Source organism: Lentzea flaviverrucosa, assembly GCF_003350445.1.
Lineage (GTDB): Bacteria > Actinomycetota > Actinomycetes > Mycobacteriales > Pseudonocardiaceae > Lentzea > Lentzea californiensis.
Genome location: NZ_QQAU01000001.1, coordinates 611,814 through 635,989 on the forward strand (window position 1 = coordinate 611,814; position 24,176 = coordinate 635,989).

The window sequence follows — 24,176 nt, forward strand, 5'->3', positions numbered from 1 at the left end:
AGGTCAGGTCAGGACATCGAGGCGATGAGGCTGGCGGGCCGCAGGTCCGTCCAGTGCTCCTCGACGTAGGCCAGGCAGGCGTCGCGGCCGTCCGGGCCGAAGGTCTGGGTCCAGCCCTCGGGCACGGGGATGCGCTGCGGCCAGAGGGAGTGCTGGTTCTCCTCGTTGACCAGCACCAGGTACACGCCGTCGGCGTCCTCGAACGGGTTGGTGGTCATGGCTCGTCTCCTCAGTGGGTTCGGGCGTCGTGCAGGTGCGCGACGCGGTGCAGGGCGGTGAGCAGGCTCGCCGAGTCCGGTGCCGGGCCGGAGCGGTCCACCGAGGACCGCGGGATCGGCATGGCGCCGACGGACGACCACCGCAGCCGGCCGGCGTCGTCGATGTGGCTGCGGGAGTGGCCCGCGTTGTCGGGGTGCAGGCAGTACGGCACGTCGAGCAGGCCGCGCCGGAACGCGGCGAGCAGCGCCTCACCGGGATCGCCCGGTAGTTCGAGCACCGCCTCGACGAGCGCCGTCGCCTCGGCCAGCACGCCGGTGTCCACGAAGGACTGTTCGGGCTCGGCCAGTGCCGCGGCCTCGGCGGCGCTCTCCAAGGCGTCGACGTTCTCGGCGACGGTGGGGATGCGGTGCGCCTCGGCCACGGTCTTGACGATCAGCCGCTCGGCGCCCGCCCGGACGGCCAGCCGGGCGGCGTTGTCGTTCAGCAGCCGCGCCCCGGCCGGCGTGCGCGGGAACACGCCCATGTACGCGTAGACCACGACGTGCCAGTCCACATCGGACAGGAAGCGGGCGGCGAGCACGCGCAGGGCGCGGATCGCCTCGGCGTCCTGGTCCGCGTTGGTCTGCTGCGCGTAGCTCAGCGAGACGCTCCGCACTCCGTGGAAGCGGAAGAACACCGCCTCCAGGACGCTGAGGGCGACCAGCAGGCCCGGCGGGCACAGCTGGCCCATCATGCAGCCGCCGAAGGTCTCCAGGTGGCCGGAGAAGTTCTCGCACGCCTCGGTCCAGTGCTCGACCGAGTCGCGCAGCGGTTTGCGGCTGTAGGGCAGGCAGTACGACACCGGCCCGCCCTCGGTCGCGTCCAGCCCGGCCGCCGCCAGCGCGCCGAAGATGGCGCGCGGGTCGGCGGATCCGTGCCGCACCTGCACGGGGAACCCGGTCAGCCCGTCCAGCACGGCCCGCGTGGTGTCCGGGTGGTGCGAGACGATCGGGTAGCCGTTGAGGCGGGCGCCGTCGTGCAACGCCGTCAGCGCCGCCCGGTGGTCGCCGACCCTGGTGTAGCTGTCGACGGTGAGGGTGCCGACCGTGGTGGCACCGGCACCGCGCACCGCCAGCAGCCCGGCCCGCATCTCCAGCGGAGACGCCATGCCCATGCGGGGCTGCACCACCAGCCTGCCCGCGGCCGCGGCCCGCGCGACCGCGTCCGCGAACCCGGTCATGACGCCGTGCCCGCCGTGCGGCACAACGCGTTCGTCGTGATGAACTCCCGGAACCGCGTGATGGCCGTGTCGTCGTCGAAGACCTCGGCGAAACCCGCTGCCCGCAGGGCATTCGCCTGCACGGGCTCCGGGCCGCCGGTGCCGAGCTTGCCGCCGATGACGACCGGCATGGCCACGAGGCCGGGCCGGCTGCGCAGCTCGGCGAGTGCGCGCGGCCCGTCCTGGTAGCCGTGTCCGTTGACCGTGCTGAGGACGACGAGATCGGGCTGTTCGGCCTCGCACTCGTCGGCGAGCAGCACGGGCGGCACGCACGCGCCGAGGTTGATCACGCGGTGTCCCGCCTCCTCCAGCAGCAGCTGGAGGTAGACGAGGTTCCAGGTGTGCGAGTCCGAGGCGGTTCCGGACAGCAGGACCAGGTTGTTCATGTCAGGTGAGGCTTTCTCGATGACGGGGTGCGGGGTCGGCGGCACCGGACCGGCCGGGGAACCAGACGTCCTCGCCGCTCAACGCGGCAGGGGTGTACTTGCCCAGCGCGCTGGTGAGCAGCTGGACCTCGAAGGCGAGGCACTCGACGAGCCTGCGCAGGCCGTGTTCGGGATCGGTGTCCACGGCGGTGAGCGCGGCACGGCCGAGCCCGACGGCGGTGGCCCCGAGCGCGAGCGCCTTGACCGCGCGCCCGCCCTCCCACATGCGGCCGGTGGCCAGCAGGCAGCCGGGCGGCGTGCCGATCCGCCGCAGGCACTCGGCCAGCGGCAGTCCGACGTGGTCGAGGAACGCGCGCGGCGCCCACCCGGTGCCACCCTCGGCGCCGTCCACGGTCACCGCGTCCGCGCCGGCCTCCCACGCACACGCCGCGGCCTGCGCCACGTCCCGGCCGGGGTGCAGCTTCACCCAGATCCGGGCGCGCGGGAAGTTGTTGCGCATGAACCGGATCTGCTGGCGCAGGATCTCGTCGGTGAACGTGCCAGGGCTGCCCGAGCGCAGCACACCGGGACCGGACCACAGGTCGTCGATGGCGAACTGCTCGGACACCCGTGCGGCCGTGGCGCGGTCGAGCACGGTCAGGCCGCCGAGTCCGGGCTTCGCGCCCTGGCCCACCTTGAGCTCGAAGCCCAGCCTTCCGCTGGCGAGCAGCGGTTCCGCGGCGGGATCGCTGTAGACGAGGTTCCACACCTCCGCGTCCGCGTCCTCGGTGCTCTGCTGCACCACGACCCCGCCGAGCGACGGGCCGGCCTCGTCGAGGTAGGCGCGGACCCTGGCGAGCATCCCGGTGGTGGCGTCCGGCTCGCGCCGGTACCCGGTGACGGGCACGACGTTCTCGCCGATCACCATCGGGATGCCCAGCGCACCCGCCTGCCTGCTGGCCGCGACCGACACCTCGGAGCTGCCGATCCGCGTGGAACCGAACGCGGACAGGAACACCGGCAGTGCCGAGGTGAAGCCGCCGACCGCGGTCGTCAGGTCCACATCGGACTGCAGCGGCTCGCGGCCGAGGTCGATCAGCTTCTCCAGCCGCAGCGGCATGAACACCGGCGGCACCAGCCTGGCCGTGTCGAGCTCGTCCGCCGGTTGTGCCTCGCCGGAGGCGTTCTGGCCGAACACCTCGTGGCCGTAGGACTCGACGGGAGGGAACGCCTCCGCCGCACCGGTGCGGGCACGCGCCCGCACCTGTTCCTCGGGGAACCCGCCCGCCCTCACGGTGCCATCTCCCCTGGCACCTTCGGGTACGCGTTGACCTGCCACACCGCGTCCAGCCCGGTGAGGAACCGGGTGAGCCGCTCCAGGCCCATCCCGAACCCGGCGCTGCGCGGCACGCCCTGGCGCATGACGTCGAGGTACCAGCGGTACTTCGCCGGGTTCTCCCCGGTCTCGCGCATCCGCGTGACGATCGTGGCGTAGTCCGACTCGCGTTCGCTGCCGCTGACCAGCTCGCCGTAGCCCTCGGGCGCGAGCAGGTCGAAGTTGCGCAGCCGGCCCGGTTCGGTGGTGCTCTCCCGGTCGTAGAAACCGCGCGAGCCCTTCGGGTAGTCGGTGACGAAGAACGGGCGGTCCTTCTGCCGCGACAACAGTTCTTCGCCGGTCCAGGCGATCTCGGCGTCCGGGCTCTGCGGGTGGCCGAGCAGGTGCAGCTCGTCGACCGCCTCGCGGTGGCTGAGCACGCCGAACGGTCCGGACAGCAGCCAGGCGAACGCCAGCGGGTCGCGCTCGAGGAGCTCGAACTGCTCGGGCACCGCGGTCAGCGCGTGCCGCACGACGTAGGTCAGCAGCCGTTCCGCCACGCCCATCGCGTCGGCGCGGGTGCCGTTCGCGATCTCCACGTCGATCTGGTGGAACTCCGCGAGGTGGCGCTGGGTGTTGCAGGTCTCGACCGGTTCGGCCCGGACGTTGGGCGCGATGTAGAACAGCTTCTCGAACGTCAGCAGCGAGGCCTGCTTGTAGAGGATGCCGCTGCTCATGACCTTGTACTTGTGGCCGTAGTAGTCGACGTCGACCTGCTTGGAACCGCGGGCTCCCGGATCGGTCACCGGGCCGATCACCGGCGGCAGCATCTCGACGAAACCCTCACCGCGCAGGAAGGCCCTGGCGGCGCCGAGCACCTCCTGCTGGATCAGCATCGCGGCCCTGGTGACGTCCGAGTTCAGGTGCTCGGCCAGTGGCGGCGGACGCCGGTCGGCGGCAGGCTCGATCACGACACTCGTTGCGTGCTCCATGTTTTTCTTCCCCACCCTTGGTTTTCCGTGATCGGGACGGTCAGAGGCCGGACGCGGGGACGATCACGCGCCGCCAGCCGCCGGGGTCGGGCAGGACGCCGCGCTGGGTGTCGACCAGCGCCTGGCGCAGCTCGCGGGTCACCGGTCCGGCGGTGCCGTCGCCGATCACCCAGTCGCCGTCGCGGTCGCGCACGGTGCCGACCGGGGTCACCACGGCCGCCGTGCCGCAGGCGAAGACCTCCGTGATCAGGCCCGCCGCGCACTCCTCGCGCCACTGGTCCACCGAGATCCGCTCCTCGCGGACGGTGTGGCCGAGCCGGGCAGCGAGCACGAGCAGCGACTCGCGCGTGACGCCGGGCAGCAGCGTGCCGGTCAGTCCGGGCGTGACGACCTCGGTGCCGGAACCGGTGCGGCGCACGAAGAACAGGTTCATGCCGCCCATCTCCTCGACCCACCGGTGCTCGGCGGCGTCGAGCCACACGACCTGCTGGCACCCCGCCTGGCGGGCGAGGTTCTGCGCGACGAACGACGGGCCGTAGTTCGCGGCGCACTTGACGTCGCCGGTGCCGCCCAGCACGGCGCGGCTGTGCTCGCGGCTGATCAGCACCGAGACCGGTTCGAGGGCCTTGACGCCGAAGAAGCCGCCGGCGACGAACGCCATCAGCAGGAACCGGTACTCGTCGGACGGGCGCAGCATCAGGTTCGGGTCCGTCGCGAACATCAGCGGCCGCAGGTAGAGGCTGATCGACGGGTCGTCGGGCAGTCCGGCGCCGTCGAGCAGCACCAGGTCGTCAATCGCGGTCAGGAAGTCCTCGACCGGCAGCTCCGGCATCGCGAGCCGGCGGGCGGAGCTCTGGAACCGCAGCGCGTTGCGGTCCGGGCGGAACACCGACACCGAGCCGTCGGGGCCGCGGTGGGCCTTGAGTCCCTCGAAGATCACCTGGGCGTAGTGCAGGCCGATCGTCGCCGGGTGCAGCGGGAGCGGCTCCAGCGGGCCGACGCGGCGGTCGTGCCAGCCGTCGACGGCGTTCCAGGAGAGGCTGACCATGTGGTCGGTGAAAGCGTCGCCGTGGCCAGGGTTGCTGGTGGCGGGCGAGCTGAGCTGCGTGGTCATCAGGAGTTCCTTTCGTCCGGGATCCGCAGGTCCCGCACGTGTGGGCGGGAAAGGGCGTAGAGGAGCAGCGCGATGAAGCCGCCGGCGAACAGCAGTGCGGCGGTACCGAGGCCCAGGAGCTGGGCGAGGAGGCCGAAACCGACCATGGTGAGAGGCATCAGCGCGTCGTCGGTGAGCGAGAGCACGGAGCCGACCCGGCCGATGTACTCCTCGTCGACGGTCGCCTGGAAGGCGCCGGACAACATCGGTGAGGCCAGTCCCGCGACGACACCGACCACGACCATCCCGCCGAGCGTCGCCGCGTAACCGGCGTTGCCGACGAGGGCGAGTGACGCGGCCTGACCGAACAACAGCAGCACGGCGGCGCGCAGCGGTCGTTCCGGGCGCCACTTCAGGACGATGAGGGTGCCGATCGCGGCACCGCCGCCCATCGCGGCGGTCAGCCAGCCCAGGCCGACCCCGCCCCAGCCGCTGCCGACGGCGTGCAGTGCGAGCCCGACCGCGACCACCGGGCTGACGAAGACGTTGAGGCCGGACAACGTGATCACGAGGTCGCGGACCTTCGGTGTGAGCCTCAGGTAGTTGAGTCCGTCGCGGATGTCGGTGCGGACCGTGCTCCCGGTGGACCGCGCCAGCGGCCACCGCGGCCGGACCGCGACGAGCACCACGAGGACCACCGCGAACGAGATGAGGTCGAGCAGCATCGCGCCGCCCAGTCCCCACGCCACGAGCACCAGACCGCCCAGCGGTGCGCCGAGCACGCCGGCCAGCCGGTCGAGCAGCTGCCGCAACGCCGACAGCCTGACCAGTTCGGTCCTGCGCACCAGCTGCCGGGGGAACGCGCCGGACGCGGGTCCGTAGAACGCGTCCGCCACACCGAACAGCAGGCCCACGACCATGAGCAGGCCCGCGGACACGCCGGTCGCGGCGAGCGCCAGCAGTGCTCCCGCCAGCACGACGATCCGCGCCAGGTCCGCGCCGATCATCATGCGGCGTGCGTCGAAGCGGTCGGTGAGCGCGCCGCCGAGGATCGTCAGCAGAGCACGCGGGATGGTGGCGCAGGCCAGGACCAGGCCGGCCAGTGCGGCGTTGCCGAGCTGGGCGGCGGTGAACGCGAGGGCGACGTACCAGATCTCGTCGCCGACCGCCGAGACGCCGGTGGCGAACGCCCAGCCCAACGCCCGGCGGTCACGCCACAGGGAGCGCGGGGCCTCGGTCGTCACCCCGGGGTCGTCCACCTCGGGCACCGCGGTCACCGGAGGATCCCGGCGGGGACTGTCGGTCGATGATCGCTGGCGGACATCATTCCTCCGAGACGGTTTTCCTGCGCTGCCGTGGCTGGACAGGCACCAATCTCGGATATCCCGCTATCCCGGCGGCATCTCAGAGCAATCCGCTCGGACAAATCGCCCTGAACCTCGTTGCCCAACGCGAGCAGAAACGCCCTGAGCTGCTGTTTTAACGCCCCCTATCGCCCATCGGACAAAGCTGCCGGTCGCGATAGCGCCGGGATTGCCGACGAGATAGGGGCGGGAATGCCGCAGCCAATAGCGTTTTGGACATCAGCCGGAAATAGCCGCTGAAATCTCGCACCGAACACCTGAGGAGAATCTCATGACGCACGCCGCGTTCACCCGGATCGCCACCACCGTCGCCGGTGCCGCCCTCGTGTTCGGTCTGGGTGCCGCGATCGTGGGCACGGACGTGCCGGCCGCCCCCTCGCACGTCGCGGCGGAGAGCAACCCGTGGAACTCGGTGCAGGACGACAGCAACCCGTGGAACGGCGCGCCGGCCGACAGCAACCCCTGGAACGGTGTGCCCGCCGACAGCAACCCCTGGAACTAAAGCTCCGTCTTCGACACCTAACGCCCTGCCGTCAGAACGGTGAGCGCCTCCTCGGCCGCCACCCGCTCCCGCTCCATCCCCCGGTCTCCGAAGATCTGCACCGCGTGCAGCACGAGCTCCGACGCCCGGTTCGAGTCACCGAGGCGAGCGAGCACCGGCGCCAGGTCCACCCGGATCGCCGCGGCGCCGACGAGGTCCATGATCCGCTCCCGCGCCGCCAGTGCCTGCTCCAAGTACGCCCGCGCCTCGCGATCACGGCCGAGCCTCGCGTTCACCTCACCGAGGTTGCGCAGCAGGTGCCCTTCCCCGATCACGTCGCGGCTCTCCCGCACCATGCCGAGCACCCGCGTGAACGTGACGAGCGCGTCGTGGTCCCTGCCCGCCCGCACCTGCACCTGGCCGATCCGCCGCAGCGCGTGCGGGATCCCGTTGCGGTAGCCCGCTCCCTCGAAGATCATGATCGCTTCGAGCAGCTGTGCCGTGGCCTCGTCCGTCCGGCCGCGCCGGCACAGGACGTCCGTCTGGTGCGTCAGCACGATGCCCCTGCCGACGAGGTCCTTCGCCCGGTCCAGGTCGCGCATCGCGTCCGCGTAGAGGACGAGCGCCTCGTCGTCGTCCCCCGCCCAGCGCGCGAGCAGCCCGAGGTCGCGGCGGCAGAGCGCGAGTCCGCGCGGGTCGTCCAGTTCCTGGAACGTCGCCAGTGCCGTCGTCAGCGCCTCGTGCGCGCGGGCGGTCTGGCCGCGGTTGATGTGCAACGTCCCCAGTGAGCTCAGCACCGCCGCCGTGCCGCGGGCGTTCCCGGCGGCACGGGTGGCCTGCAACGCTTTCTCGTGCGTCTTCTCCCAGTCGTCCAGGTAACCGTGCGACTCGAACAGCGTCGCGGCGGTGACGGCCAGGTCCCAGCAGGCCTCGTCGAACCCGGCGTCCGCGGCCTGGGAGATCGCCGCGCACAGGTTGGCCTGCTCGCCGTCCAGCCACTCCAGCGGGTCGGCTGCCACCTGCTGGACGTACGTCGACGGCGGCAGCCACCGCATCGAGGTGCCGTGCAGCACCGCGTAGTCGCCGCCGTAGATGGAGCGGTGGGCCTGCTCCGCCAATGCCAGCCATCCGCCGAGGAGACGTTCCACCGCACGCCGCCGCATGTCCGGCGACACCTCGGCGTTGAGCTTCTCGAGGGCGAACAGCCGCACGATGTCCTGGTAGCGGTAGCGGAACTCGCCGGTGCGTTCGACCGTGGTCACGTCCAGCATCTGCACGTCCACCAGCGGTTCCAGCAGATCCGACGGGTAGCGGGAGTCGTCGTCGAGCACCGCGCCCGCGACCCAGCCGGGCAGTTCCGGGCCCTCGGCGAGGCCGAGCAGGCCGAAGAGCGTCGCCGAACGCCGGTCCATTCCGTTGTGGGTCAAGGAAAGGCTCGCCCGGATGGTCATCTCGCCGTGCGCCAGCTCGTCGAGCCGGTGCCGTTCGCTGGCCAGCCGGTGCACCATCGAGGCGAGCGACCAGTGCGGCCGGGCCGCCAGCCGTGCCGCGATGATCCGCAACGCCAGCGGCAGCCCGCCGACGGTCCGCACGAGTGCCGCGGCGGCCTCGGACTCCCGTGCCACCCGTTCGGCGCCGATCACCCGGCCCAGCAGGTCGAGCGACTGCGCCGCGTCGAAGACCTCCACCTCGACCTGACGCGCACCCGGCACGCCGGTGAGCCGCGACCGGCTGGTCACCAGCACGGCGCACGTGTTGCTGCCGGGCAGCAGCGGGATCACCTGGCTCTCGGCGGACGCGTCGTCCAGCACCACGAGCGTGCGGCGTTCGGCCATCAACGTCCGGTACATCTCGACGCGCTCGTCCAGGCCCATCGGGATGACCGTGCCGGGGATGCCGAGCGCCAGCAGGAACCGTCCGAGCACGTCGGCCGCGGCGGTCGGCTCCTCACGGGTGCCGCGCAGGTCGCAGTACAGCTGGCCATCGGGGAACCGGTCGGCGACGCGGTGGCCGATGTGGGCGGCGACGGTCGTCTTGCCGCTGCCCGGTCTGCCGATGACCACCACCACGCCCACGGCTCTCCGGTCACCGCCGACGAGCACGGCCTCGGCGGTGCGGATCAGGGCCTCGTTGCCGATGAAGTCCGCGGTGTCGGCGGGCAGCTGGCGCGGCCGTTCGAAACTGGGCGCGGGCGGAGGAACGGGCGGGCCCTGCTCGGGCCGGCCGCCGATGGTGTCCCCGGCGAGGATCGCGGACTCCAGCAGCCGCAACTTTTCCCCCGGCTCCAGGCCCAGTTCCTCGACCAGCAGGTGCCGGCCCGTCCGGAACACCTCCAGCGCCTCGCCGGGCCTGCCCGCGCGGTGCAGCGCGAGCATCAGCACGGCACGCATCCGTTCGCGCATCGGGTGTTCCTGGACGAGACGGGCGACCTCACCGACGATCTGGTGGTGGCGGCCGAGGTCCAGTTCCAGTTCGAGGTAGTCCTCGGTCGCGGTCAGCAGGTCCTCGTCCAGCCGCAACGCGCGGGCGCGCAACGCGGGGTTCGGCAGTCCGCTCAGACATGGACCGCGCCACAACGCCACGGCAGACCGCAGCAGGCTCGCCGCCTCGGCCGCACGCCCCTCCTTGACCAGCACCCTGGCCTCGGCGAGCTTGCCGGCGAAGACGTGCATGTCGAGCGTGTTGCCGCCGAGCAGCAACTGGTAGCCGGGCATCCGCGTGACGATCGGCAGGTCGACACCCGCGTCGGCCAGCTTCTTGCGCAGCCGTGACACGCAGATCTGCACCTGGGTGCGCGCGGTGTCCGGGGGGAGCTGGTTCCACAGCGTGTCCACGATCTGGTCCGTGCTGACGACCTGGTTGGCCTCCATCAGCAGCAGAGCGAGCACGACCTGCTGGCGGCCCGGCGTCACCCACACCGGCCCTGCGGGCCCCTCGATCTCGATCGGCCCGAGGATCCGCAACACCGAATCCCCAGACCTGCGCAGCACCGCACTCACGTCCGCCGCCCCTCCTCGTGTTCCCCCAGCGACCGACTTCTTCAATGTATGCAACCCGGGATGTACTTGTATATCCGGCGGATGCTCGATCATCCCGTCATCCGGGAGGATTTCCACGGCGATGAGTGGCGGGAAAGCGCCGTGATAGGCCTGGGTTATCGGCAGATGAAACTCTGGGCATTGCATTCTGAGCGGCCCGAAGGAGTTCGCCATGACGGGAGACGGCCGACGCACGCCCCCCAGCGCGGCGACGCTGGCCGCAGGCGTCGACCACGTCCGGTTGTCCTACCTGTACCTGGACGAGGGCGACCTGGACGCCTACGCGTCACTGCTGCACGAGGACATGCAGGTGCGCACACCAGACGCACCGGCCTGCCACGGCCGCGCGGCCGCGTTGCACCTCGCACGCACCACCACAGGCACGCACGAACTGTTCAAGGTGATCGGCGACGGGCATTGCGTGGTGGCCGTCGGCCATTACTCGCCACCGGGTACCGGGCAACGCCTCGAACCCCGCGAATTCGATTTCGCCGACTTCTTCACGCTGTCCGACGACTCGCTGCTGCTGAGCCGGCGGCGGTTCTACTACCTGCCGCCTCCAGCCTGACGCCTGTTCCTCGAGGACGGCTTCGAGTCCTCAGTGGACTGGCCTGGAAGTGGACATGCTCTGGCTACCGCGGAACGGCTGTACGAGTGATGTCGAGCGGCAAGCGGCCTAACCCGCGCGGTAGGCCTGGATCGGGACCACACCCGGCCCTGAGCATGTTCTGCCATGGCGGATGATCCTCGCTCCCTGCTCGTGGCCAGGCAGAAATCGCTTCGAACACGGCTCGACGCGTTCATCGCGACGGCGCCGGACGACCCGCATTGGGCCAAGATCTCGGATGAGCTGCATGGCGAGGTGGAGGCGCTCCTCAAGACGCGGCGGGACATCGATGCGGACAGGTTCCTCCTTCTCAACCGGGTTCTCGGCGCGGCTGCCGCTGTGGCCGCGATCGTGGTGCTGGTCCTGTGGTTCAGCGCGTGGAACGTGGTGCCTGCCCTGCTGGCCCTTGCCGTCGGCGCCGCACTCCTGATCAACCCCGCCGTGCGCGGCGACGGGGAACCGAGTGCGCGCGGATGGGCGGGGATCGCCGCTGTGCTCGGCGCCGCGTCGACGCCGCTGCTGAGCGGCTGGGCGGCGTTGGTGGTGCTGGCGGGAATCGGTTGGTGGATCTGGAGGTGCCTGAAGTGAGGAACGACCCGATCCACGACCTGACGGAGACGATCGACGAGCACGAGCGCCGCCTGAGCTCGATCGACACCGCGCTGAGCACCAGGTCGAAGACCATCGACGAGATCCGCAGGCGAGTCCGCGAACTGGAGGACAAGGTCGGCAAGCACTCAGTCGGGTCGGTGCTGGACAAGGTCAAGACGGTCGAGACGAACCTCGGCAATGCGAACAAGCGACTCGACGCGCAGTCCGCGGAGATCGCGAACCTGCGCCTGGACGTCAGGGCTCTGAGCCGCAAGGTGCGGTCGAGCGGTGACCTGCCCCGGGCGGACTTCCACACCTGGCAACCGGACATCACTCCCGAGATGGTCCAGTTGATCCGCGCGAGGCTCGCTGCCGCACCCGTGTCCCCAGCGAAGGTCCAGCAGTTGCAGACGAAGCTCGAGCAGGCGCAGGAACAGGTCGCGGGCTGGGACAGATCGCGAGAAGCCGCGATCATGGCTGTTCAGGCGATGACCGAGCTCCCTCAGGGCGCGGAACGTGCGTGGCGGAAGGAAAAGCGGACGTGGTCGGCGTTCCGTGCCAGTGGCTCGCGTCCGACCGGGGAGGAAGCCCTCGCACGCCACAGGCACGACGAAGCAGTACGCGCTCGGCGATCGGAGACAGTGGCTCTGGCCCAGTCGAAGGAGGCGGACGAGGCCGCCTGCGCGACGATCCGCAGGCGCGTCCAGGACGCCGTCGCCCAAGATCTGGTCCTCCCCCACTGGTGCGACATCGCGCTCGGCCTCTTCTCGCCGGGAAAGCCCGACCGGATCAAGCCGTGGCTCGACGCGGCCACGAAGCTCATCCGCTACCGCCTGCTCGCCGACATCCGGGACTCGCTGCACGCGTACGGCGACCGGCCATCCGACGAAACGCTCGCCGCCGAGTACGACCGGGTGGTCGGGCACTGCTCGGACGTCCGGCGGTGAGCGCGCGGGAAATCCGGCGCGCCCGCGCTGCGCCGTCTGCGGTGCTCCCCGCTGTGACCAGGGCGCGTGGCTCAGTCGACCGGCTGGCGGTGCACGCTGCGCACCGCCGCCACGTCCGCGGACACCGGCGGCCGTGCGGGGATCGCGGCACTCAGCGCGTCGAGCCTGCGCCGGATGCTGCCCGCGACTCCCTTGCCCAGCACGAAACGGGTGGGTGTCGCGGCGCGCTGGGCACCGTCGAGCAGCCGGTGGGCGGCCTGGCTGCCGAGGCCGGTGTTGCTCAGCACCAGGTGCCGCAACCGATGTGGCCGCTCCGCCAGCGCGTCCGCGATGGCCGTCGTGGCCTGGGCGTCCAGCCGGTTGTCCTCGGCACCCAGCACCCCGGCGGCCTTGACCCGGCCGAGATCGCACACCTCGACGCCCGCGGTCGCCGCCGCGGCCACCAGGCGGGCGGCGGCCTGCGGGCCGATTCCGTTGCTGGCCAGCGAGATCCGCCGCAGCCGGCCGGGGACGAGTGCGTCGGCGACGGTGCGCGCACCGTCGTCGCCCAGCCCCGCCGCGGACACGTACAGCTCGCTCACCGCTTCGGCGGCCAGCAACGCCGCCAGGTGCGTCGCGCCGGCCGGGCCGAGCGGATTTCCGCCGAGGTAAAGGCGTTCCACGGGCCTGTTCGCGGCCGCCGCGGTGATCATGGCTGCCACCAGCCGTTGCACGGCGGCGGCGTCGAGGCCGGTCTGGACGAGGTCGAGCGTGCGCAACGACCGGGCGGACTCGACGAGGCCGGCCGCCGCGTCACCGTCGCCGATCGGGTTGCGCTTGAGCCAGATACCGGTCACGCGGCTCGCCTGCGGCGACATCCGCAGGTTGTCCGCGATGCGGCACGCGCCACCGGCCGTGATCCCGTTGCAGCCCAGGTAGAGCGTCTCGACCTCGCGCTGCACCGCCTCCCCCGCCACCTCGGCCGCGCCGTCGCCGAGACCGCCGGTGCCCAGCAGCAGGTGCTTGACCACGCCGGGCCGCAACGCCTGCGCCACCAGCGCCGCACCACCGGGCCCGAGGTCCTGCTTGCACAGGTCCAGCCTGCCGTCGGGAAGCGCGGTGCCGGTCGGGAAGTCCAGCCGCTGCACCGCGGTCGTCCCGGTGCGCAGCCAGGCCAGCAGCGGTTCCAGCGAGTTCACCACGCCGCCTCCCGGTAGTCCTTCAGGAACACCCCGGCGAACGGCTCTCCCGCCTCGCCCCGCACGATCGGGTCGTAGACCCGTGCCGCACCGTCCACGACATCCAATGGCGTGCGGAAACCGACCTCCGCCAGTCGCGCCTTCTTCGGCGCCGGGTTCTCGTCGGTGATCCAGCCGGTGTCGACGGAACACATGTAGACGCCCTGCTCCGCGAGGTCGGGCCCACTCGTGCGGGTCAGCATGTTGAGCGCGGCCTTCGCCATGTTCGTGTGCGGATGACCGGAAGTCTTGTTCCGCACGGCGAACCGGCCCTCCACAGCGGTCACGTTGACGACGTACCGGCGCGGATGCGGCGACGCGAGCAGCAAGGGCAACAACCGGTCGCACAACAACGTCGGCGCGAGCGCGTTGACCAGCTGCGTCTCCAGCACCTCGGCCGCGTCGAGCTCGCCGACCCTGGCCGACCACGAGTTGACCGGCGCCGTGTCCGGCAGCAGCCCGGCCTCGTCGATCTCCGCGAGCGCCAGCGCGCCGCTGTTCTGCTCCAACGCCAGCATCGGGCTGAAACCGGGCGCCAGCAGGGCGTTGTGCGGTTGTGCACCGCCCTCGCCGGCGATCAACGCCGCGTACGACTCCGGCGGCCGGCGCACGGTCTGCGCCGCGTTGTTGACCAGCACGTCGAGCGGCCGGCCGTCCTCGCGCAACGACTCGGTGAGCCCGAGCACCTGCCGCGGATCACGCAGGTCGATGCCGACGACCGTCACCCGGTGCAGCCACTCCGCACTGCCGGGAGCCTCCTCGAACCGCCGCCGGGCGTCCTGCGGGAACCTGGTCGTGACGAGCAGCTCGGCCCCGTCCCGCAGCAGCATCAGCGCCACCTGGAACCCGATCTTGACCCGCCCGCCGGTGAGCAGCGCCCGCCGTCCGGTCAGGTCGGTGCGCGCGGTGCGGCGCTCGGTGTTCTCCCGCGCACACGCCGGGCACAGCCGGTGGTAGAACGCGTCGGCGCGCCGGTAGAACTCCTTGCACGCATAACAACGGCGGGCGCGCGCCAGCTCCAGTTCCCGCGCGTCCTCGACCGGCGGCAGCGGCGCGTCCTCACGGCGGTCCAGCGCACCCGTGGCGGACGCGGCGTCGACGGCGGCATCGGCCAGGGCGTGCTCCGCCTCGCGCACCTTCCTGCGGCTCTTCCTGCCCTCACGCGCGAACGACTCGGCGACCCGTTCCGCCTTGAGCCGCACCGGATCGTCGGCCGCAAGCGCGCGCAACCGCGCGACGGCCTCGTGGAACGTCGCGAGATCGGCTTCGGTGGTCCTGTCCGTCATGGTGTGGTCCCGGCCGGATTCGAACCGGCGTGTTCCACCCTGCAAAGGTGGCGCGACTGCCTCTGCGCTACGGGACCTGGCCTGCCGGGGCGGCCGGATTCGAACCGGCGTGTTCTGGATTGGGTCCGGAGCGACTGCCTCTGCGCTACGACCCCGGCATTGGCGTCATCCTAACCAGCGCGTCCTCCGTCCCAGGGGACGTCCCTACCGGGCAGCGAACGGTCCGGCGAACGCGTACCGCGCGAAGCGCTCGCCGATCAGTTCGTGCGTGGCCGTGTCGGGGTGCAGGGCGTCGGGCAGCGGGTGCGTGGCGGCATCCTGCTCGCCGTAGAGGCGCGTGCCGTCCAGGTAGTGCAGGTTCGGGTCGTCCTCGCGGCGTTCGGCGAGCGACGCCAGTGCCTCGCGGATGATCCGCAACGTCAGCTGCGGCGCGTCGCCGTGCGGGCCGGTGGCGGTGAAGACGATCTTGCCCGCGCCGAGGGCCTCCAGGTCCATGCCGCCCGGTCCCGGTGTGTCCTCGTAGGCGCCGCAGAAGATCGGCGACATCAGCACGAGCGGCGTGGTGGGGTGGCCGTCGCGGATCGTGTCCAGGAAGCCGTGCACGGCCGGCACGAAGGCGCGCAGCCGCATGACGTCGAAGTTCACGACGTTGATGCCGAACTTGACGCTGATCAGGTCAGCGGGGCGGTCCCTCATGACCCGCGCGACGAACGGGTCGACCAGCGCGCTGCCGCCGAAGCCGAGGTTGTGCAGCTCGACCCCACCGCGGCGGGCGGCGACCGCGGGCCAGATGCGGGCCGGTGTGGCCGCGTTGGACCCGCTGCTGATCGAACTGCCGTGGTGCAGCCAGATTCGGCGGTCCGCGCCGGCCGGACGCACCGGAGCGTCCGTGCGCAGTGCGACCAGGTCCACCACCTCGTTGTGGGGCAGCCAGATCTCGACGACCTTGTCGCCGGCGGCGAGACCGGAGAACCGCGCGGTGAACGGCGGGCCCTCGCGGAACTCGCGTGCCCCGGTCCGCACGTCGAGCTCGGCGTGGTCGCCGCCGTCGAGTTGCTCGCCGGCGACCAGTTCTCCGTCGACCACCAGGTCGACGCTGCCCCGCAACCGCTCGACGCCGCTGTAGGAGACCGAGCTCGGGTGCAGGACCAGCTCGATCGTGCGGGCCTCGGTGGCCAGCACCAGGCGCACGCCGGAAGGCCTGCTCTCCGCGGTCATCAGCTGCGGGTCGGGGAAGCGTTCGCGCACCCGGGCGGGCAGGCGATGCGGGCGCACGCCACGTGCCGTGGCCTCCAGTTCGGCGGCGCCACGCACGAGCTCGTCGGTCAGAGGTGTGGTGATCATGTGCCCACAATGCTCGCACCGGTGCGGGCGGCGCGCCCGACACCCCAGTCGTAGAGGGCCTGCAGGGCGGGGCCGAGGCTGCGGCCCTCGTCGGTGAGCGAGTACTCGACGTGCGGAGGCACCTCGGTCCGCGCCACCAGGCCCGACTCCTGCAGTTCGCGCAACCGCTGCACGAACATCTTCTCGCTGATCCCGGGCACCTTGCGGCGCAGGTCGCCGTAGTGGTGCGGCCGTTGCTTCAGGTGCGCGAGGATCACCGCGCGCCACTTGCCGCCGATGACGTCGAGGGCCAGCTCGACCGGGCAGTTGTACATCGGCGCTCCTCACCGAAAAGTGCGTACTTGCCGGGCATTTCGCGTGCTGCTGGAGTGGCGTCGTGATCAACGACCAGTCAACACCTTCTCTCTACACGTGGGCCGGGGGCGCGGAGGCGCTGCTCCGGCTGACCGAGGCGTTCTACCGCAGGGTCGCGGACGACGCGCTGCTCGCGCCGGTGTTCGCCGGCATGGACCCCGGCCACGCGCGGTACGTGGCGCTGTGGCTGGGCGAGGTGTTCGGCGGGCCGGCCGCGTACACCGGGGAACGCGGCGGCTACGAGTTCATGCTCTCCCAGCACCTCGGCCGGGCCATCACCGAGGAGCAGCGCCGCCGCTGGCTGAACCTGATCATGGACGCGGCGGACGAGGTGGCGCTGCCGGACGACCCGGAGTTCCGTGCCGCGTTCGTGTCCTACCTGGAGTGGGGCACCCGGCTCGCGGTGCAGAACTCCGCGGCGGACGCCACGCCGTTCCACGGGGCGCCGGTGCCGAAGTGGGGCTGGGGCGAGGCGCCGCCGTACCTCGCTCCCTGAGCCCTCCGTGGCGAGCACCACACCGCACTGACGGCACCTTCATGAGACAGTTTGTTCAGAACGTGACACTTCGTTCAGAACAGGAGGTCGAACGTGCCGGACACCACCGCGGACGCCGTGTTCGCCGCGCTGGCACCCGTGCTCGACGGCATCGCGGCGACCTTCGGCCGCAGCTGCGAGGTCGTGCTGCACGACTACCGCGACCCGGAACGGTCGGTCGTCGCGGTCGCGGGGTCGGTCACCGGACGCGTGCCCGGCGACGCGATGAGCGAGATCGGGCTGCGGGTGCTCGCCGCGGGAGCCGGCGCCGGCAACGAGGTCGGCTACCTCACCCGCGCGCAGGACGGGCGGGTGCTCAAGTGCACGACGCTGCCGTTGCGCGACGTCGACGGGACGCTCATCGGCGCGTTGTGCATCAACATCGACGTGTCGGCCATCAACCGCGCCACCGGCGTGCTGTCGGACCTGCTCGGGTTGTCGCCGGCGCAGGAGATCAGCGCGACGACCAACTTCTCCGGCGACCTGGACCAGGTGGTCGAGTCGCTGATCGAGCGGGCCGAACGCGCGCACGCGGTACCCGTGACGGCACTGGGGCGCGACGAACGGCTGGTGCTCGTCCGGTCGCTGAACGAGGCAGGGGTGTTCAGCCTGCGCGGCGCCCCCGCCCGCATCGCGAAGCGGCTCGGCATCTCCCGCACCGGCCTCTACAACGACCTCTCCGAACTCAAGAAGGACAAGCCGTGACCACCTTCATCAGCGAAGCCGAGTCGGCGGCGCTCGTCGACGACGACCTGGCGCTGGAGGCGGCGAGGGAGGCGTTCCTCGCCACCAGGACGGGTTCGACGTTCCCCGTGGTGATCGGGCACACCTCCTTGCCGCACACCAGGTTCACCCTCAAGTCCGGTTCCGCGGGCGAGCTCGCCGGGGTGAAGATCGGCAGCTTCTGGCCGGACAACACCGATCTCCCTCGCCACAGTTCCACGATCGTGCTGCTCGACCCGGCCACCGGACGGCTCAGCGCCGTGGTCGAGGCGGCGGCCGCCAACGCCCACCGCACGGCCGCCGCCGACGCGTTGGCCGTGGACACGCTGGCGCGCAAGGATTCCCGGACGCTGACCATCATCGGCACCGGTCACCAGGCGCTGCACGAGGTGCGTGCGGTCAGCCGGGTGCGCCCGATCGAACGAGTGCTCGTCGTCGGCCGACGCGCTGACGCGGCGCTGGAGTTCGCCGCCGCCGTGACCGCGCAGACCGGTCTGCCGGCCGAACTCGCCGATGCCGAAGCCGGAGTCTCCGCGGCGGATGTGCTCGTCACGGCCACCACGGCACAGCAGGCGTTGTTCGACGCGAACTGGGTCACGCCCGGCACGCACATCTCCGCCATGGGCGCCGACGGTCCGGGCAAGCAGGAACTGCCCGTCGCGCTGTACGGCCGCGCGTCGCTGTTCTGCGACCTGCCGGAACAGTCGCGTGCGATCGGCGAGTTCCAGCACGCCGGGTCCGCGACGCCCGTCGCGCTCGGGGCGGTGCTCGCCGGTGCCGCCACGGGCCGGAGGTCGCCCGAGGAGATCACGGTGTTCGACAGCTCCGGCTTCGCCCTGCAGGACCTCACCCTGGCCGCCGCCCTGCTGCGCCGCCTCTCGTCAGGAGCCTCCGAGTGACCACTGTGGACACCCCGTTCGCCGTGCTGGACACCGACCGGCTGGACCGCAACGCGGCACGGCTGCGCGACCACCTGGCCGCGCTCGGCGTCCCACTGCGCCTGCACGTCAAGACGTCCAAGTCGGTCGAGGTCGCGCAGCGCGTGCACGCGGGCGGACCGATCACCGTGTCGACGCTCGCCGAGGCCGAGCACTTCGCCGACGCCGGCTACCGGGACGTCCTGTACGCCGTGGGCATCGCCCCGCACAAGCTGCCGCGCGTGGCCGAACTCCTCCGACGCGGCGTTCGGCTCACCGTCCTGCTCGACTCGCTCGCCCAGGCCGAGGCCGTGACCTCGTTCGCACGCAAGGAGAACCTGCGCGTGCCGGCGTTGGTCGAGATCGACTGCGACGGCCACCGCGGCGGCGTCGCGGCCACCGACCCCGCGCTGCCCGAGATCGGCCGCGCCCTCGGCGACCACCTCGCCGGTGTCCTCACCCACGCGGGTGAGTCCTACTTCGCCTACACACCAGAGGCCCTGCACCAGGCCGCGCAGAACGAACGCGACACCGCCGTCACCGCAGCCGAAGTCCTGCGTGCCACCGGCCTCCCGTGCGAGATCGTCAGCGTCGGCTCCACCCCCACCGCCCACGCCGCGAAGGACCTGACCGGCGTCACCGAGGTCCGCGCGGGCAACTACGTCTTCTTCGACCTCGTCATGGCGGGCATCGGCGTCTGCACCACCGACGACCTGGCCCTCACCGTGGCCGTCACGGTGATCGGTCACCAGCGCGACAGGAACTGGGTGATCACCGACGGCGGCTGGATGGCGACCTCGCGGGACCGGGGCACGCAGGCGCAGGCGGTCGACCAGGGTTACGGCCTGGTCGCCGACGCCGGCGGCACGCTGATCCCCGGCCTCGTCATGACCGGGGCGAGCCAGGAACACGGCGTCCTGAGCACGCGGGACGGCGCGCCGGTGCCCGACCTGCCGATCGGCACGCGCCTGCGGATCCTGCCCAACCACGCCTGCGCGACGGCCGCCCAGCACGACCGCTACCACCTGGTCGGCGGCGAGGTCTGGTCCCGGCATCGCGGCTGGTGACCGCTGGAGGGCGCCGAGCCAGGAGTGGCCCGGGTGCACGCGGTCCAGCCACTCCCGCAGCGACCGAAGCCGTTGCGGGCCCTACCACCGTCATGCGGCTCGCGGAAGACGTCGCACCGCCAGTCGCCGGCCGCCGGGTCCCGCACCCAGGTCTGGTGCGTCGTCTCCAGCACGTCGGCTCCCGCGTCGAACCAGACGCGGCCACCGGACGCGACGTCGAAGGCGTGGCCGGGAAGGCGGTCGCGGACCTCCGCGCGGCCCGAGACGGGCACCGCGATCTCCAGGTCGCCGTGCGGACGGGTCTGCTCCCCCCCGGAACAGGTCGTGTGCCCAGCCCGCCGCGGCGTACCGGGGAGTGCCGACCCCGGCCAGCCGCCCTGCACCTCGGACGTGCCGTGTACCGAGGCACCTCGCACGGAGTCGGTCCCCTGGCACGATGGCGGCCATGACCCGCACCGCGCGTCGCATGTTCGAGCTCCTGGAGCCGATCTGCCTCGTCACCTTCTTCGCCGACGAGTGCAACGAGGAGCTGGCCGCGCTCGGCCACCGCGGTTACTGGGACGGCTACTTCGCCAGCCGCGCCGCGCCGTTGGGGCGCGTGCCGGCGGAAGTAGTGCACGCGGCGTTCTACAGCTTCGCCGACGGTGAGGCCGCGCGGCACGTCCCGAAGGCGTGGGAGAAGATCCCGCCCGAGGCGTCCGTGGCCGCGCGGGAACGGGGCAGCGCGGCCTCGCTGCGGCGGATCGTCGGCGCGGAGATGGCCGCCTCGCCCGGTCTCCTGCGGGCCGCCGACCTCACCACCAAAGCCGCGATCAGCGCGCCCACCGAAGGCCGGATCATGTACGCCGGCATGCGCACCCTCGAGGTGCCGGGCGACCCGGTGGCGCGGCTGTGGCACTCCGCGACCATGCTCCGCGAGCACCGCGGTGACGGGCACATCGCCGCCCTCGTCGGTGCGCGCATCGGCGGTACCGAGGCCCACGTGCTCTCCGCGATCGCGATGGGGATCCACCCGCCGGAGTCGTTCGGGCGCATCCACCACCTGCCGGAGGAGCGGCTGGCCGCCGTCATGAACGGCTTGCGCGAGCGCGGGATCGTCGACGCGGGCGGTCGGTTCACCGACGCCGGAGGCGAGCTCCAGCAGCGCATCGAGGACCTCACCGACGAGCTCGCCGCCGCGCCCTACGAGGCCCTCTCCCCCGCCGAGCTCGAGGAGCTGACGGCCGTGCTCGAACCCATCACCGCGAAGCTGGTGGCCGCGGCGTCGAAGTGACCAGACGGGCCCGCAGCATGTTGGGGTCCGTCCCGGTGAGGTAGGCGGCGCTCGGCACGTAGACGTCGCGCCCGCGCACCGCGACCGTGGTCGGGCCCTGCAGTCCGTCGGCGGCGGTCAGGACCACGGTGTGCGTGCCGTCCGGCCGGACCAGCGCGACCTGGTTGACGGTGTCCAGCGCGGCGATGATCTCGGTGCCGCGGCCCGTGAAGACGAAGTCGTCGATGCCGGTCAGGCCGGTGGCGACCACCTGCGCACCACCCGCGGTCCCGTTGGCGCGCAACGGAATGCGCACGATGGTCCCCTGGTCGAGGTTGGTCACCCACACCGCGCCGTCCCGCAGCCTCAGACCGTTCGCGCCGAGGAACCCGGCGGGAGCGAGCGCCTGGTCGGACGACCAGACCGTGGCGGTGCCGCCGGACGCGGGCACCTGCCAGACGGCACCGGTCGAGTCGGCGACGTAGAGGGTGCGCTGGCCGAGCGCGATGCCGTTGGGCAGGCTGCCGGCCGGCAACGCCGCGATGCGCCGCGGCGTGCCTCCGGGCCGGAGGCTCCACACGCCGGTGAGGTCCGCGGTGCCGGTGGCGTACAGGAAGTACAGGGTTCCGTCGGCGGCCCGCTCGATGCCGACCGTCAACGGGAACCCGAGTGCGGGCGTGTTCACCCCGCCGTCCGCGGGCGCGGGCAGCGTGGCCAGGACCCTGATCCTGCCGCCGGGCTTGATCTCGGCGATCTGCCGGGCCTTGGCGAACGTCACGTACGCCGTGCCGTCCGGGGCGAACACCATGCTCTCCGGCGTCTGTCCCTGGTCGAGGTCGAAGTGCTGCACGACGCGGGCCGCGCACAGCGGGTAGGTCGCGGCCGAGGCCGGAACCGCGAGCGGGACGAGGGAACTCGCGGCCAGAACGGCGGCGACGAGTGCCTTCCGGGCAGATTTCGCGGACATGCTTTCCTCACTGTTTTCGGGCATGCGGCAGCGCCGCGCCCTGCTTGTCGGGTTTTCCGGTGGGGTTCAGGCCGTGGCTTGGGCGAGCAGCGCCAGCGCGGTGTGCGAGGACGAACCCGGTCGCGCGGTGGCCACGACGACGCTCGGACCGAGGCCGTTGCTCAGGGTCTGCTGGGTGACGGTCAGCGGGCCGACGAGCGGGTGCCGCATCTCGTAGACGGCCGTGGCACAGGCCTTGACGCGGTGATCGGCCCACATCGAGGCGAAGTCGGTGCTCTTCGCGCTCAGCTGCCCGACCAGCTCGTGCAACGCGGCGTCGTCCGGGTGGCGGCCCACCACCAGGCGCAGGTTCCCCACCACCGCCCTGGCCTTGCTCTGCCAGTCCGCGTAGAGCTCGCGGGTGTGCGGGTCGAGGAACACCAGCCGTGCCATGTTCGGGCGCACCGGCCGGCCGATCGCGGCGAAGTCCAGGTGCCCGGCGAACAACGCGTGCCCGAGCCTGTTCCAGGCCAGCACGTCGCTGCGCAGGCCGAGCACGACGGCGGGGACGTCCGCCAGTGCGGCCAGCAACTGGGCGGTCGCCTCGTCGACGCGTTCGGGAGCCGGCCTGCGCACGCGTGCCTGCTTCACCGGTGTGGCCAGGACGTGCAGGTGCTGCCGTTCGGACTCGTCCAGCCGCAACGCGGTGGCGAGCGCGTCCAGCACCTCCGGCGAGGCGCCGGTGGAATGCCCCTGTTCGAGCCTCGTGTAGTAGGAGCTGCTCACCCCGGCCAGCCGCGCCAGTTCGTCCCGGCGCAGACCGGGCACGCGGCGCCGTTCGTCGTACGTCCGCACGCCGACGTCCTCGGGACGCAGCTGCGAGCGCCGCGTCTTGAGGAACTCTCCGAGCCGTGCGATGTCGTTCATGGGTTCGAGTATGTGCCCGGCCCGCGCGCTTTACGTGTCCCAGCCAGGGATACGCAGAGCTGGGAGTGGTCCGGGCCCGCGACGGCCGGTCAGATGGGTGTCATGAACGACATCGATCTGACAGACCTCACCTTCACCCGCCGCGCGTGGGTGGACGCCGCTCCCGCCGACGTCTACCGGCTCGTCAGCGACGTGTCCGCGATCGCCCGCTGGAGTCCCAACGCGAGCGACGTCGCCTACGACGACGGCGCGAGCCCGGCGGTCGGCGCGTGGTTCAGCGGCCACAACCGCAAGGACGGCAAGGAGTGGACCAGCCGTTCGCAGGTCGTGAAAGCCGAACCCGGCACCGTTTTCGCCTTCGTGGTCGGCGGCGCCGAGGACGGCATCGTCGAGTGGAGCTGGACGCTGCGGGGTCAGGGCCGGGGCACCGTCGCCGAGCAGTCGTGGCGGCTGCTCCGCACCGACCCCGTCCTCGGCCGCACCAAGGCCGACCTGGTCGCGTTGCGCGACTACATGGCGGACAGCGCCGAGACCACGCTCACCGCACTCGCCGAGTGGGTCACCGGCCGGCGTTCCAGGTAGGTCACGCCGCGAGCGCCGCGGCCTTCGGCGCGGGACGGCGGGCGCGCGGTTTGCGGCGCTCCAGGATCCAGTCCGTGAGCAACAGCAGGAGCAGAGGGCTGAGCCAGACACCGATGCTCGTCGCGGTGTTCCGCATCAGTTCCTCGTTGCCGCCGAACGCGGTGTCGACCTGGGGCGTCAGCACGATCACAGCCGGGATGTTGATCACTCGACTCAGCGCGATCGACATCGCGAGGGCGAAGCTGCGCGACATCCACCTGCGGTGCTCGTCGTAGCGCCGCAGCAGAGCCATCCTCAGTCCGATGATCGTGATCGCCAGCCACAGCGCCGATCCCACGAGGTTGGCGACCAGCACCGACGGGCCCGCCACCGTGTGCCAGCCGATGTACAGGCCGAGCACCCCGGCGGGCAACGCCCCCGCGTAGACGTAGACGCGCCCGGTGATGCGGTGGCCGGTCCGGTGCCGCGCGCGGAACGCCGGCCAGACCTGGAAGCAGGCGGTCGCCATCGCGACGGCGCCGAAGAGGACGTGCGCGACCAGCAGCGGGTAGTAGAGGTCGTTGCCCTCCGGCGGTTTCAGGCGCGAGTGGGCCGGGTCGAAGGTCAGGTACGGCGGCACGGAGAACGCGAGGAACGCCGCCACCACCAGCATCAGCGGCACGATCCAGGGCCGGCGCCACCAGCCGGCCTGCTGCCGTGGCGGAACCGGTGCATGCGTCGAGGTCATGACGAATCCGTTCGAGGTGGGGACCAAGC

At 71.7% G+C, this 24,176-nt stretch carries 26 protein-coding genes and 1 tRNA gene; 10 read left to right on the top strand and 17 right to left on the bottom strand.

Annotation, left to right across the window (positions count from 1 at the left end):
* Positions 1–8: 8 nt before the first annotated feature.
* From DFR72_RS02980 to DFR72_RS03010, 7 genes are read right to left on the bottom strand one after another with little or no spacing between them, the layout of a single operon-like run.
* Positions 9–218, bottom strand: a complete 210-nt coding sequence (locus tag DFR72_RS02980) for an MbtH family protein (RefSeq protein ID WP_090064150.1) — start codon at positions 216–218, stop codon at positions 9–11.
* 11 nt (positions 219–229) lie between these two features.
* Positions 230–1,438, bottom strand: coding sequence for a methylaspartate mutase (locus DFR72_RS02985; protein ID WP_090064557.1), 1,209 nt, complete (start codon positions 1,436–1,438; stop codon positions 230–232).
* Entirely contained in the window at positions 1,435–1,863 is a 429-nt protein-coding gene (locus DFR72_RS02990) for a cobalamin B12-binding domain-containing protein (protein WP_090064149.1), read from the bottom strand. The genes DFR72_RS02985 and DFR72_RS02990 overlap by 4 nt, the downstream gene beginning before the upstream one ends.
* Position 1,864: 1 nt before the next feature.
* On the bottom strand, positions 1,865–3,136 hold the full coding sequence (locus DFR72_RS02995) for a glutamate synthase-related protein (RefSeq protein ID WP_090064148.1): 1,272 nt from the start codon (positions 3,134–3,136) through the stop codon (positions 1,865–1,867).
* The gene (locus DFR72_RS03000) at positions 3,133–4,149 is read right to left on the bottom strand and encodes an asparagine synthetase A (protein WP_090064147.1); all 1,017 of its coding nucleotides are present in this window, start codon (positions 4,147–4,149) and stop codon (positions 3,133–3,135) included. Before DFR72_RS03000 ends, DFR72_RS02995 begins: the two co-directional genes overlap by 4 nt.
* Before the next feature lie 40 nt (positions 4,150–4,189).
* Positions 4,190–5,263 (bottom strand): branched-chain amino acid aminotransferase, encoded by a 1,074-nt coding sequence (locus DFR72_RS03005; RefSeq protein WP_090064146.1) that lies wholly within the window; start codon positions 5,261–5,263, stop codon positions 4,190–4,192.
* Entirely contained in the window at positions 5,263–6,519 is a 1,257-nt protein-coding gene (locus DFR72_RS03010; RefSeq protein ID WP_170176101.1) for an MFS transporter, read from the bottom strand. Before DFR72_RS03010 ends, DFR72_RS03005 begins: the two co-directional genes overlap by 1 nt.
* 358 nt (positions 6,520–6,877) lie before the next feature.
* Between DFR72_RS03010 and DFR72_RS03015 the strand changes: the two genes are divergently transcribed.
* Complete coding sequence (locus DFR72_RS03015; RefSeq protein ID WP_090064144.1) at positions 6,878–7,108, top strand: hypothetical protein; 231 nt, start codon at positions 6,878–6,880, stop codon at positions 7,106–7,108.
* A gap of 17 nt (positions 7,109–7,125) precedes the next feature.
* Here DFR72_RS03015 and DFR72_RS03020 read toward each other — a convergent pair whose 3' ends face one another.
* Positions 7,126–10,086, bottom strand: coding sequence for an AfsR/SARP family transcriptional regulator (locus DFR72_RS03020; protein WP_245982463.1), 2,961 nt, complete (start codon positions 10,084–10,086; stop codon positions 7,126–7,128).
* A 211-nt stretch (positions 10,087–10,297) separates the two neighbouring features.
* On the opposite strand from DFR72_RS03020, the gene DFR72_RS03025 reads away from it, so the two are divergent.
* From DFR72_RS03025 to DFR72_RS03035, 3 genes are all read left to right on the top strand, one after another.
* Positions 10,298–10,693 (top strand): nuclear transport factor 2 family protein, encoded by a 396-nt coding sequence (locus tag DFR72_RS03025; protein ID WP_090064142.1) that lies wholly within the window; start codon positions 10,298–10,300, stop codon positions 10,691–10,693.
* A 165-nt stretch (positions 10,694–10,858) separates the two neighbouring features.
* The gene (locus tag DFR72_RS03030) at positions 10,859–11,320 is read left to right on the top strand and encodes a hypothetical protein (RefSeq protein ID WP_090064141.1); all 462 of its coding nucleotides are present in this window, start codon (positions 10,859–10,861) and stop codon (positions 11,318–11,320) included.
* Positions 11,317–12,270, top strand: coding sequence for a hypothetical protein (locus DFR72_RS03035; protein ID WP_090064140.1), 954 nt, complete (start codon positions 11,317–11,319; stop codon positions 12,268–12,270). Before DFR72_RS03030 ends, DFR72_RS03035 begins: the two co-directional genes overlap by 4 nt.
* A gap of 71 nt (positions 12,271–12,341) precedes the next feature.
* Here DFR72_RS03035 and DFR72_RS03040 read toward each other — a convergent pair whose 3' ends face one another.
* The 5 genes from DFR72_RS03040 to DFR72_RS03065 form a co-directional block, all read right to left on the bottom strand.
* Complete coding sequence (locus tag DFR72_RS03040) at positions 12,342–13,451, bottom strand: leucine-rich repeat domain-containing protein (RefSeq protein WP_090064139.1); 1,110 nt, start codon at positions 13,449–13,451, stop codon at positions 12,342–12,344.
* Entirely contained in the window at positions 13,445–14,773 is a 1,329-nt protein-coding gene (locus DFR72_RS03045) for an SDR family NAD(P)-dependent oxidoreductase (RefSeq protein WP_090064138.1), read from the bottom strand. Before DFR72_RS03045 ends, DFR72_RS03040 begins: the two co-directional genes overlap by 7 nt.
* Before the next feature lie 4 nt (positions 14,774–14,777).
* A tRNA-Ala gene (locus tag DFR72_RS03050) sits at positions 14,778–14,850 on the bottom strand.
* A gap of 127 nt (positions 14,851–14,977) precedes the next feature.
* On the bottom strand, positions 14,978–16,117 hold the full coding sequence (locus DFR72_RS03060; RefSeq protein ID WP_090064137.1) for a GDSL-type esterase/lipase family protein: 1,140 nt from the start codon (positions 16,115–16,117) through the stop codon (positions 14,978–14,980).
* Positions 16,114–16,431, bottom strand: a complete 318-nt coding sequence (locus tag DFR72_RS03065; RefSeq protein WP_090064136.1) for a winged helix-turn-helix transcriptional regulator — start codon at positions 16,429–16,431, stop codon at positions 16,114–16,116. The genes DFR72_RS03060 and DFR72_RS03065 overlap by 4 nt, the downstream gene beginning before the upstream one ends.
* A 62-nt stretch (positions 16,432–16,493) precedes the next feature.
* On the opposite strand from DFR72_RS03065, the gene DFR72_RS03070 reads away from it, so the two are divergent.
* From DFR72_RS03070 to DFR72_RS03080, 4 genes are all read left to right on the top strand, one after another.
* Entirely contained in the window at positions 16,494–16,967 is a 474-nt protein-coding gene (locus DFR72_RS03070; protein WP_211335274.1) for a group II truncated hemoglobin, read from the top strand.
* Positions 16,968–17,060: 93 nt separating this feature from the next.
* Positions 17,061–17,711 (top strand): helix-turn-helix transcriptional regulator, encoded by a 651-nt coding sequence (locus tag DFR72_RS46175; protein ID WP_211335275.1) that lies wholly within the window; start codon positions 17,061–17,063, stop codon positions 17,709–17,711.
* The gene (locus tag DFR72_RS46180; RefSeq protein WP_211335276.1) at positions 17,708–18,628 is read left to right on the top strand and encodes an ornithine cyclodeaminase family protein; all 921 of its coding nucleotides are present in this window, start codon (positions 17,708–17,710) and stop codon (positions 18,626–18,628) included. The genes DFR72_RS46175 and DFR72_RS46180 overlap by 4 nt, the downstream gene beginning before the upstream one ends.
* The gene (locus DFR72_RS03080; protein ID WP_090064135.1) at positions 18,625–19,713 is read left to right on the top strand and encodes an alanine racemase; all 1,089 of its coding nucleotides are present in this window, start codon (positions 18,625–18,627) and stop codon (positions 19,711–19,713) included. The genes DFR72_RS46180 and DFR72_RS03080 overlap by 4 nt, the downstream gene beginning before the upstream one ends.
* Here the strand turns inward: DFR72_RS03080 and DFR72_RS03085 are convergent.
* The gene (locus tag DFR72_RS03085; protein WP_177224509.1) at positions 19,665–20,129 is read right to left on the bottom strand and encodes a hypothetical protein; all 465 of its coding nucleotides are present in this window, start codon (positions 20,127–20,129) and stop codon (positions 19,665–19,667) included. The two genes, DFR72_RS03080 and DFR72_RS03085, sit on opposite strands and share 49 nt — an antisense overlap.
* A 29-nt stretch (positions 20,130–20,158) precedes the next feature.
* On the opposite strand from DFR72_RS03085, the gene DFR72_RS03090 reads away from it, so the two are divergent.
* Entirely contained in the window at positions 20,159–20,986 is an 828-nt protein-coding gene (locus DFR72_RS03090; protein WP_090064134.1) for an SCO6745 family protein, read from the top strand.
* Here the strand turns inward: DFR72_RS03090 and DFR72_RS03095 are convergent.
* Positions 20,952–21,932: an SMP-30/gluconolactonase/LRE family protein gene (locus tag DFR72_RS03095; protein ID WP_090064133.1), complete on the bottom strand. Its 981-nt coding sequence runs from the start codon at positions 21,930–21,932 to the stop codon at positions 20,952–20,954. The two genes, DFR72_RS03090 and DFR72_RS03095, sit on opposite strands and share 35 nt — an antisense overlap.
* A gap of 66 nt (positions 21,933–21,998) precedes the next feature.
* On the bottom strand, positions 21,999–22,838 hold the full coding sequence (locus DFR72_RS03100; RefSeq protein WP_090064132.1) for a helix-turn-helix domain-containing protein: 840 nt from the start codon (positions 22,836–22,838) through the stop codon (positions 21,999–22,001).
* 102 nt (positions 22,839–22,940) lie between these two features.
* Here DFR72_RS03100 and DFR72_RS03105 point away from each other — a divergent pair, with 102 nt between their 5' ends.
* The gene (locus DFR72_RS03105) at positions 22,941–23,420 is read left to right on the top strand and encodes an SRPBCC family protein (RefSeq protein WP_245982465.1); all 480 of its coding nucleotides are present in this window, start codon (positions 22,941–22,943) and stop codon (positions 23,418–23,420) included.
* A gap of 1 nt (position 23,421) precedes the next feature.
* Here DFR72_RS03105 and DFR72_RS03110 read toward each other — a convergent pair whose 3' ends face one another.
* Positions 23,422–24,147: a DUF2306 domain-containing protein gene (locus DFR72_RS03110; protein WP_245982467.1), complete on the bottom strand. Its 726-nt coding sequence runs from the start codon at positions 24,145–24,147 to the stop codon at positions 23,422–23,424.
* Between the last annotated feature and the right edge of the window lie 29 nt (positions 24,148–24,176).